An 11,252-nucleotide genomic window follows, 5' to 3' on the forward strand; every position below is an offset into this window, starting at 1 on the left:
GGCATGCGGCGGGAGCGAGGGGGAGGCTTCCCCCGACACATCGTGGAAATGCGAAACCATAGATTTGTCGACAGGCGAAATCAGTCCTTCCGATTCAGGCTATCCGAATTCCGAAATCCGAATTCCGAATTCAGCCCCAAAGAAATCCGTTCTCTACCTCAGCGGCGGCGAGCGTTCTCCCTGGTTCCACCTGGGCGTGCTCTATGCCATCGAAACCTACAAGGTCCGTATCGATTCCGTGGTGGGTACGTCGTGGGGCGCTTTTGTGGGTTACCTCTGGACTCACGGCATGACCCTGGACGATATCCAGCGAGTGCTGCTGGACCCGTACCTGCAGGGCTACGTGGGCCACAATATGTTCGACGACCTGTACAATAAAAAGCAGGAGCAGGCCAGGTGGCCCATTTCTCCCGACGGCGTGCCCAGCCTGCGTTACCGTTTTGCGTTGCAGCCAGATTCGTCCATGACCTTGCGGAAAATTCCCAAGTCCTTTGAACCGGATACTTCCGCCCACAGGTATGCCCTTGCAAAGCTCCGCTTTCAAGAAGCCATGAACCGAGTACCTCGCGGGGCGGTGATTCCCTTTACGGTGCTTGGCTGTAACGGCGAACAATGGAATACTTCGGAGTATGTGTTCAAGAGTCTCCCGCTGGTTGAAAACTACAACTCCGGAGAACTGTGTCCGGGGCTTGCGGAACCCTATGAAGATGTTTACGACCAGGTTCCCATTATTTCGGTAGGCATCCCCCGGGTGGCTCTTGCTTCCGTGTCGTCCTGGAATTCTCCCTGGCAGCGTATCCTTTTCGAAAAGCCCCTGCAGAGTTTGTCTTATCAGGAGTCGGGGGTGGTGCTCCGCGCCCATTACGCTACGGATTCTTCTTATACGGCATGGATTCAGGCGGGGTTCTCTGCCTTGGAACGCCACGCTACGGAACTAATCCCTTTCAGGAACGACTCGCTGGACTATTTGACTTTCAAGAAGGTGGCTGCCCCATGGTTCAAGTTCAAACCGTCATTTGACAGCCTGTCTGCAGAAACACATTCCACTATAGCCTCTTATTGGAACGAAAGCGACACGGGCATGGTGGCGCCCGAAAATTTCTTGAAAGAAATTTCCAAGGAGCCTGCCTACGATTCCGTTTCCTTTGACATGTTGCCGACGGGAAACGTGCTGGTGGGGGCGAAGGTCGCCCCGACGGTAGATGTTTCTGTGGGCGGTTTCGGGTCCAATGCTATCGGGCCACACGCTTACGGCGATGTGACGCTCTCCTTCGTGAACCAGATGGATATCGCCCTCGGGGTTTCGGGATTCGTAGGCCCAAGGTCATACGGCGTAAGTCCCAAGCTGGAAATTTCCCGCCTGTGGAACAGGGACTGGTCGGTAGGGCTCCGCTATGACTGGCAGACCCTGCGGCCTTTTGAATCTTACCTGGAAGACAATGCGTATTTCACGACGCCTCGCGGAGAAAAACGAAGCGACTTTAACATGTGGGTAGATTACCACTTGACAGCCCACCAGGTGACATCGCTTACATTCATGTTGGGAGACAGGACTATTGATTTTGCCCAGGTGTACCGGATGGACGATTTGGAAACATGGCCCGTTTCACCGTCTCTCCAGTACCGTTATGCCGAAGGCGATACCGATCCGTTCTTCTCGTATGGCGGACAGTCCCTGTTCCTGGAATGGGGACTCCAGTCCGTGCGTTACAAGATTGACATTGCGGACCTGATTCCCATATACCACAAGCTTTCTCTGGAAATGTACGCCAGCCGCTCACCGGTATCTTTCTTGACGCTGGGGCTTTTCCTGGGCGGCGGCCTGGATACGTTCCACGACGAAGGACACGGCTATGTCTACCCAAAGTCGACGGGTATCAAGCCCATGGATAACTTCTACCGCAGGCGTGTTGCGGCCACCCCCTGGACCGGGGAATGGTACAATCCGGAACTGCTAAGCCATCACTATGGACTCGTCCGCATAAACCTCGGGCTCCACAAGGGAATGTTCGGCATGTGGGTGTTTGGCGCCTACGTGCGGGATTTCGAAGAGAATCCGACGGCGCATCTCGGTGCGGACAAGTTTATTCTGGAACCGACGCTTCGCTTCGCGTACAAGTCCATCTCAGTATCTGCGGGAATGTCCCGCCTGGTGGACCGCGAAACTCTCGACGAGCTGGGTGACGTGATGGACTACACCTTCTTTGTCCGCGTCGGGAATTATAGTTTCTAGGGGCTAGGGGTTAGGATCTAGGGGCTAGGATCTAGGGGCTAGGATCTAGGGTCTAGGATCTAGGATCTAGGGGCTAGGTAGTAGGTTGTAGGCTGTAGGTATTAGGGTCGCGGGTCTCAAGAGATGTCATCCTCGCGAACCTTCTTCGTCATCCTCGCGCAGGCGAGGATCCGCTTGCATTTTTCATACCACACACCTCACACCTCACTCCCCCCTATTCTTCGCCGCTACGTCCTTGAACTTGTTGTGGTCGCTGAGTGTATTGCTGAAGAAGTGGGTGCCCGAACCGTCGTCTTTTGCAACAAAGTAAAGTGCCTTTGTGTCGGCGGGGAATAGTGCTGCTTCAATGGCCTTGCGACCCGGATTAGAAATGGGGCCGGGCATCAGGCCCTTGAACTTGCGGGTGTTGTAGGGACTGTCGCTGTTGAGCTGGCTCTTGTAGATGGGCCCGGTCAAGTTCCTGAAGATGAACCGCACTGTGGGGTCGGCCCCCAGGGGCATGCCAATTTCAAGCCTGTTGTGAAAAACGCCTGCAATCAAGAACCGCTCGTCGGGCTTACCGGTTTCTTCTTCTACTACGCTAGCAAGTGTCAGCACCTTGTGCCAGTTGCCGAGAGTCGCCCACTTGGAGCCTGGCTTTCCTTTCATCTCGTCCCGTACCTTCAGGTTTGCTGCCACCATCTGTCTGATGATAGTCTCTTCGTTTGCATCGATGGCAAAGGGGTAGGTGTCGGGCAGCAGGTAGCCTTCCAAGGAGTTTGCATCTACGCCCAGGGACTGGGCGAACTTCGGGTCCTGGACCAACTTGTTCCAGCGGTCCTCGTTCAAGTCGGGAAACGCCTTTTTCAGGTAGGCGGGAATCTCCCAGCTAGCCCGACCTTCGGGGATGGTCACCTTGCGTACGGCGTTCTTGCCGCTTGCAAGCAGGGCGAAAATCTGTTCCAGGGTCTGCCGTGGTGGGATTTCATACCATCCTGCCTTGAGGCTTGGCTTGTCCATTTTGTTCCGGACCTTGAATGCCAGTCCGTCCTTCCAGACCCCTTTTTCTTGTAAAATTTGAGATACTTTGGCCGCCGAACTGCCCTTGGGAATCTCCAAAAGCACGGTTTCTTGGTTGTCGGATACCGCATTTATGCGTTTTTTTCCTTGAAAAAAGGCAAAAATCGCCAAAATGACCAGCAAAAGCACGAAAATGGTAAAAATCTTCTTCATATCGTAAAAATTTAAAAGAAAATCTCCCAATTTGCCAAAATAAAAGGTATATTCCTACTGCATAGTTGTATATTTTACCATGTTTATTGAGGAATAACATGAAAAAGGTTTTATTTGTTGCTCTTTCCCTGATGGTGGCTGCTGCTTTTGCTGCCCCGAACAAAGTGAAGTCCAAACTGGGCGATATCGACTTGACCAAGGAAAAGGGCGGTGGATCTGTGGTTTGCACCGCAGGCTTTAACGACGAACTTACCATCGTCAAGGACGGTGACACCGAAGTGTTGGTCAAGGGTAACTGCGGCCAGGGCTGGGTGGCCAAGTCCAAGGTGGAATACGTTGCTCAGGCCGCTGGCGACAAGTCCATGAAGTTGGAAGGCGTGGACGTGGTCGGCTGGCTCGATAACCCCAGCGCCGTGTTCGTGTTGGAAAACGATGACATCGACTTCGACGGTGTGAACATCGACCGTGACTTCAAGGAATACCTGCAGCACACGATGGACCGCGAACAGATGGAAATGCACAACAACGAAAACTAAGTTGTCTGTGTAGCAGCATTGTCATCCTCGCAAAGGCGAGGATCTGTTAGAGATAGCCCCGGCCTTGCGCTGGGGTGTTTTTTGTTATTAAAGAATGTGCTCGATTGTGGTGCCCCAAGACAAGATAGAATGTGTCGTGTTTACATCAGCAACAGATTGTTACCATAATTTGACTTGAATAATGCTGTCTCTGAAATTATTTTTAAGACGGTATATATCACAAATCTAGAGATGGGTATTGTATGAAAAGGACTCTTTTCCTTCTCCTGGCCATGTGCCTTGTTTCCCTTTCTTTCGGGCGCGTGGGCCCCGTAAGCCAGTATGGCCAGCTGATGGCCGGCAAGGCCGGCAGCAAAGGCCAGATTTACGGCTCCTGTGAGGGCATTAAATCTGGTAAAGAAGTGGCCGTGCAGGGCATGAGTCTCTTCTGGGCTATTTCTAGCGACGTGGGTTCCCCTTTCTGGACATCCAGCATTGTGAAAGGTCTAGTAGAAAAGCAGAATATCCAGATTATCCGCGCTCCTATGGGTGTAGACGAGAACTGGGGTTCCGGCAACTACTTCAGTGACATGAACAAATACCAGAGCTTGATGAATGCCGTGGTACAGGCGGCTATCGACAATGACATCTATGTGATTATCGACTACCATAGCCACAAGGCTAGCGATAACGTCAACAACGCAAAGACTTTCTTCAGCTACATGGCTCAGAAGTGGGGCGGCTATGACAACGTGATTTTTGAGGTGTTCAACGAACCTACTTCTCAGTCTTGGGGTACCATCAAGACTTATGCGGAATCCGTCATCGAAACCATCCGCCAGTATTCCGACAACTTGGTGCTGGTGGGTAACCCTGATTGGGACCAGCACCCCGATTATGCCATCAACAATACGGTTCGCGACTCCAAGAATAACGTGGCCTACACGTTTCACTTCTATGCGGGTTCCCACTCTGTGGGTGGCGAAGGCGCAAATGCCGACCGAGCCATGAATAATGGCCTTTCCGTGTTTGTCTCCGAATGGGGTACGGTGAATGCAGACGGTGGTGGCGGAGTCAGCGGTAATTCCTCTAGCTGGCTTGAATGGATGAATAATAACAAACTTTCTGGTGCCAACTGGTCTGTTTCCAACAAGAACGAGGGAGCCTCTTACTTTAGTGGCAGCGCCTGGAACTATTCCAATAGTGGCCAGTGGGTGAACACCAACATCTTCTCCAAGCTCCCCAAGTCTTACACGAAGTGTGGAAATGCTCCTTCATCTAGCAACTCCAATCCCACGTCTTCGGCGAGCAATCCGAATTCTTCCGCCTCTCAGGGAGGCACCAACAAGCCCCTGGTAGTGGACAATTTTGAAGACGGCAACTACACCTCTCTTTGGAACAGCCCGTGGACCACCTACAACGACAATAAGGACGGCGGTCGCTCTACTATAGATACCTCCATGGCTGCAGGCAATAGCTCTTCCAAGGCCATCAAAGTGAATTATTCTTTAAGTAAGGCTAATTATGCATATAGCCCATTTGCGGGCCTTGTGGTTTCGGCCAATGCTGATGAAGTGACTCCAGAAGATTTATCGGCTTGTACGGCGATCCAGTACGATTACAAGGGTGATGCACATGACTTTAGAGTCCAATCCACTATTGATGTAGAATTCAATTATCACAAGTCTGCGGCAAATGCAAGCTCCGGTTGGAAAACCAAGACTGTTTATTGGGACGACTTGGCTCAGGAAACGGGTTGGGGCACGCCGGCGGATATTTCCAATGTGCGTAAAGCCGTTACCGCTTTCAGCTGGCAGTTCCAAGGAACCTCAGGTACTACCGGCACCCTGCAGATAGATAACGTGAAGTGCCTGGGCCTTAAGGAGGCCAGTTCCTCCAGTGTGGCACAGTCTTCTTCTAGCGTGAAACCGTCTTCTAGTTCCGTACAGTCTTCTTCTAGTGTAAAACCATCTTCTAGCTCCGTAGCTTCTTCCAGTAGCGCCAAGCTGGTGATTACCGGAAACTTGACGCAGACGGTGCTTCGTGGAGGCTCTATAAGCCCGGTAATCTTTACGAATGTCAATAGCTTCCAGAGGAATTCTCAGAATGTCTATTACCTGAATATGACTCGTTCCGGCAATGTACTTACCTTGGACGCTGTTGTTCCCACAAGTGCGAACTTGGGAACCTTCCGTGAAAACTTTACGGTGAACGGAACGGCCTACACAATGGTGCTGACTGTAAACGACATCTCCAGCAGTTCTGTCCAGAGTTCGTCTTCCGTCAGTTCTTCTTCGCAGACTCCTGCAAGCTCAGCTGCAGCAAGTTCCGCTTCCGTGAGCAACGATTGGCAGTCCAACACCCAGCTTACGGTCAATAGCAATGGTGACGCGGTTATTGGTCAGTCGAATGGATGGACTCCCGACCGCGTAGTAACTAAGGGATTGGGCGAGGTTGAAGCCAACAAGTCTTACACCTTGAGTTTTGATGCCTCTATCCAGTAGAACACCATGGACATGGCCGTTTCGTTGAATTCCTATTGCAGTGGCACTGTGGAATTGGATGCAAGCGAAGGTGTTCAAGCCTATACTTGTACCTTCAAGGCTACCAAGAACGAAAACGTGGTGTTGACCTTGACCATGCCAGGTTCCCGCTGGGAATCGGTGACAATTTCCAACCTTTCCCTGAAGTTGGCTGATGGTCACGAGGTGCTGTCCAGTTCTTCTGTAGCTCCTTCTAGTTCTTCAGCGGCAGTAGTAAAATACGATATCAAGTTTGTCGTAAACGGGAAGGTTATCCAGACGATCAAGGTGGCAGAAGGTGAAATTCCCGAGGCTCCTGCAAGCGTAGAACTGCCCAAGAATGATGTTCAGTACAGTTACAGCTTTGGCGGTTGGACTCCGGAGATTGTTGCTGTTACAGGCCCCGCCACCTACACGGCCAATATCGTTCAGACAATCAATGCCTACAAGATTACCTTCCTCAATTACGACAATTCGGAACTGTGGTGGGCCGAAGTGAACTATGGAAAGGTTCCTGTGTATGGCGGACCCGAGCCGACTCGTGAACCTAGTAAGTCTTACCGTTATGAATTCAAGGGCTGGAATCCCGAACTGAAAAAAGTTGTGGGCAAGGCTTCTTACACTGCCACCTATAACGAAATTCCCTTGAGCGAAAGTTCTAGTTCTGCTCAGGTGTCCAGCAGCAGTACCGAAACGAGCAGTTCGTCTGTTGCTTCCAGCGCTTCTACCGGAGTCGTTGTCACCGGAAACCTTACGCAAAATGTGGTCAAGGGTGCCGAATTTGAGACGGTTACGTTTACGAATGTGACTTCGTTTACCAAGGAGACGTACTACATTTGGTGGCTTTCTTATGATTACGTGGGCAATACACTCACCATCAGCAATTCTCAGTCGACACAGTGGCTGCAGGCCGGTGATTGGAACGAAAAGATAAATGTCAACGGGACCACGTATGAAATCCAGGTGACCGTGGTGGAGCCGGAATCCTCTGCGGCCTCTAGCTCCAGTTCCAATGAAACATCTAATTCTAGCACAAGTAGTCCGAGTTCTAGCTCCAGTGCCGTGACTCCGGCCTCCAGTGGTTCTTCGACGATGGCCTTGCGCGGGGCTGTGAAGTTCCCCGTTTCTGTGGTCGTGAATGGCCGTACGCTCCTGATTGAGGGTGGCCAGGCTACTGTTGAGGTGTTCGACCTTCAGGGCCGTCCGCTAGCTCGCTTCATCCAGGTATCCGGTGCTGTAGAGCTTACAAAGTTCAATGCCGGTAGCTATATCCTGCGGGTCAAGTCCGGCACTCAGGTGCAAAACCGCAAAATCACGCTAAATTAAGCGTTTTTGCCTAAAAGATGTCGTTGCCCCTGGTCCTTGCGACTAGGGGCTTTTACATTTTTTTACAAGGAAAAAAAGAGTTTTGAAATTATTTTTAATACGAATATACATGGGAAATACACGGGTGTTGTTATGAAGAAAGCTTTTGCTTTGGCGCTGTCGCTTTTGGCGGCGTTTGCGTTCGCCGCCTTTGACGAAAGTCATTTCAATTATGGGCGGCAATGGAAAGGTGAACTTAAAGGCGTTAATCTGTCTGGGAAGGGCCTTTCCCATTTGGCAATGTATATCGGTGATGGCAGCCGTGATATATACAATCCTTATTGGGAAGGGGAGATGTTGAAGGCGGCTAAAACCTATAACCTGACGCCGGTATTTTATGCATATGTGATTGCGGAATGGGATAAGCATTTGGGATATGTCGATTGCGATGTGGGATCGCCCAACCATTGCACCAACGGGGCACAAACTATCCGTACGCAGTGGAGTACAATCCTTTCGCGCTATACGGAAATGGCACAAGGAGTAGCGAATGATTTTGGAACGTCTGGAACCACCATCTGGCTTATTGAACCGGACTTTTTCCAGTATTCCGCCTCGGGAGATGCCCGTTCTAACTTTAATCAGGTCGGTGGCGGCATTCCTGACGATAGCCTTTGCGGTAAGTACTTTAATGATATTGTAAATGCAATCAAGTCCAAACTCCCCAATGCCAAAATAGCAGTAGATATTTCCCCATGGATGAACGACTTTGTCACTACTTGGTATGCCAAATTCGACGCGTCTAAGGTGGATTACCTATTTACTTCGGGTGGTCGTACGCAGGGTGATCAAAATCGCATTCGTGGTGATAATGGAAACACGATGACATGGGCCCAGGCCAGCGAGGCCATGGGAGGTAAGAAGATTATCGCTGATGACGGTTATGGTGTAGGTGGTACAAGTAATAATGATTATCAGGATTGGATGAACGTGAATAACCTGAATAGCCGTATTTCTGACGGTGTCATCGGCATAACCATTCAGGATCCGGGTGATGGTTTTTATGAATTTGCGGCACAGCATCCCATTTCTCTCGGCGGTGGCGGAGGAAATTCTTCCAGTTCAACCGCACAGAGTTCTTCTAGCAGGCCGTCCAGCTCGTCGGCGGCACCCACACCCAGCAATTTGACCGCACTCATCGACAACTTTGAAGACGGCAATGAAATTTCTGAATGGGGCGGTGAGTGGTCCGCGTATACTGATGCCGATGATGGTGGACAGTCCACTGTCACGACGTCTTTCTCCACGGGGTATAGTTCTTCGAAGGCTCTAAAGGCGTCCTATGCATTGGAAAAGGGCAATTTGTCATATGACCCGCAGGTGGGTATAACGGTTGACTTGCTTGCAGACAAGAGCACTGTCAATTTGAATTCTTGTACAAGTATCAGTTACTATTACAAGGGTGCCGCCCATTCGGTGCGTATGGAGTCTCCTTTGGTGACAGATTATGCATACCATCAGGCATCTGCCGCCACGACAAATAGCTGGACCAAGAAAACGGTGACACTCACTTCCATGACCCAGCCCGACTGGACGAAAATGATTGTTGATGTGAATTCGGCTCGGCAGAATGTGAAGGCTTTCAGTTGGCAGGTTTCCGGGACCACCGGTGCCACGGGTTCTCTGGAAATTGACAATGTCCGTTGCGAAGGGTTGCCCGAGGCAGCCTCCAGTTCTTCGGCAAAGTCCAGTTCCAGCGTTTCGTCCAGTTCGGCACGTTCCTCTTCAAGCGTTTCTTCCAGTTCAGTGGCGTCTTCCAGCAGCGTTTCGTCCAGTTCCGTCTCGTCTTCGAGTGTATCCAGCAGCTCGATGGTGTCTTCTAGTTCCGTTGGGGAGGAATGGAATTCCAACACCCAGTTGACCATCAATAACAATGGTAGTGTGACTATCGGTCAGTCCAACGAGTATGCTGCCGCCCGTGTTGTGACCAAGGGTCTGGGCAACGTTGTTTCCGGAGAATCTTACACGTTGTCCTTTGATGCTACGGAGGGTTCAGGTGGCCAGGAAATGAATATGACGGTGGTTGTCGGGAGCTATTGCAACGATATTGCGACGATGACAGGTGGCAATACGACTCATGTTACCTGTTCCTTTACCGCCAATGCCTCGGAGTACTTGGTGCTTACCCTTGGTATGCCCGGTAATCGTTGGGAAGAGATAACCATTAGCAATTTCTCCTTTGAGACAAATGGTCCTCTTGAGACTTATACCATTACCTTCAAGAACGGCAATGTCACTTTGCAGACGGTAGAAGTGGAACAGGGTACTATCCCTGAGTATACTGGGGCTGAACCGACAAAGACGGCAACGGACCAGTACACCTATACATTCCAGGGCTGGAATCCGGCATTAGCTGCAGCGACAGGAAATGCGACATATCAGGCTGTCTTTAGCGAGGTGACAAATTACTACTCCATCAGGTTCCTGAATGACGGAGCCGTGTTGGCTACGCAATCTGTAGCCTACGGGACAATGCCTGTATATTCCGGTGCAACGCCCACTAAGGAGGCCGATGCCAGCTACACCTACGCATTTGATGGTTGGAATCCGGAAATTGTCGCTGTTACGCAGGATAAGGATTATACGGCCAAGTTCAAGGGAACTAAGAAAAAATATACTGTGACCTTCGTGAATGGTGACGGTACATCCAGCAGTAGCCAGGTGGAATACGGCGAAACGCCTGTCGCACCTGCGGGCAAGACGCCTGCCAACGATGCACAGTACAGCTACATCTTTGCGGGCTGGACTCCGACTTTGACCGCGGTGACGGAAGATGCCGTTTATACCGCCACCTACACCTCTACGAAGAACAAGTACACCATCACCTTTGTGAACGGTGACGGTACAGAGACCTCGGCAGAGGTGGAGTATGGTACGGTGCCTGGGGCCCCCGAAAGCAAGACCCCGGCCAACACGGCCCAGTACACCTATACGTTTGTAGGCTGGAATCCTGAAATCGTAGCTGTGACAGGTGCAGCAACCTATACCGCCGTGGTGGACAGTTCGCTGAACAAGTACACTGTAACTTTCGAGGACGAAGACGGCACGGTCATTCACACTGCTACGTATCCCTACGGTACCATCGCGGCCGACATTGTAAAGCCTCGGGCACCCGAAAAGCCCGCTACCGAGGAATACACCTATGAGTTTAGCGGCTGGGATCCCAAGATTGCCGATGTCACGGGCAACGCCACTTACGCTGCCACCTACAAGAGCTTCAAGCGCAAATACACCATTACCTACCTGAACGAAGACGGATCAGTTTTCACGAAGGCGGAATACGAATACGGCACTCCGGCCAAGAGCCTTCAGCTTGCTGAAAATCCCACCAAGAAGGCCTCGGCCCAGTACACCTATGCCTTCGCAGGCTGGAACCCGACCTTGGCTAAAGTTACGGGAGAGGCC

5 protein-coding genes and 1 pseudogene are annotated in these 11,252 nt (G+C 51.2%); 5 read left to right on the plus strand and 1 reads right to left on the minus strand.

Features of this window, described 5'->3' with window-relative positions; genetic code table 11:
- Nucleotides 1-2,233: hypothetical protein (locus tag IKB43_07655; GenBank protein MBR2470008.1), on the plus strand; the 2,233-nt coding region annotated here is incomplete at its 5' end.
- 204 nt (nucleotides 2,234-2,437) lie between these two features.
- Here the strand turns inward: IKB43_07655 and mltG are convergent.
- Nucleotides 2,438-3,508: pseudogene (gene mltG, locus IKB43_07660) on the minus strand (endolytic transglycosylase MltG).
- A 35-nt stretch (nucleotides 3,509-3,543) separates the two neighbouring features.
- On the opposite strand from mltG, the gene IKB43_07665 reads away from it, so the two are divergent.
- The 4 genes from IKB43_07665 to IKB43_07680 all read left to right on the plus strand — a co-directional run.
- Nucleotides 3,544-3,981, plus strand: a complete 438-nt coding sequence (locus IKB43_07665; GenBank protein MBR2470009.1) for a hypothetical protein — start codon at nucleotides 3,544-3,546, stop codon at nucleotides 3,979-3,981.
- Nucleotides 3,982-4,223: 242 nt separating this feature from the next.
- Nucleotides 4,224-6,464 carry a cellulase family glycosylhydrolase gene (locus IKB43_07670; protein MBR2470010.1) on the plus strand — a complete coding sequence of 747 codons (2,241 nt, stop codon included), beginning with the start codon at nucleotides 4,224-4,226 and terminating at the stop codon, nucleotides 6,462-6,464.
- A gap of 6 nt (nucleotides 6,465-6,470) precedes the next feature.
- Nucleotides 6,471-7,808: a T9SS type A sorting domain-containing protein gene (locus tag IKB43_07675; protein ID MBR2470011.1), complete on the plus strand. Its 1,338-nt coding sequence runs from the start codon at nucleotides 6,471-6,473 to the stop codon at nucleotides 7,806-7,808.
- Between the two features lie 132 nt (nucleotides 7,809-7,940).
- A partial coding sequence (locus IKB43_07680; GenBank protein MBR2470012.1) for an InlB B-repeat-containing protein occupies nucleotides 7,941-11,252 on the plus strand: 3,312 nt, incomplete at its 3' end.

The organism is Fibrobacter sp., from assembly GCA_017503015.1.
Taxonomy (GTDB): Bacteria; Fibrobacterota; Fibrobacteria; order Fibrobacterales; family Fibrobacteraceae; genus Fibrobacter.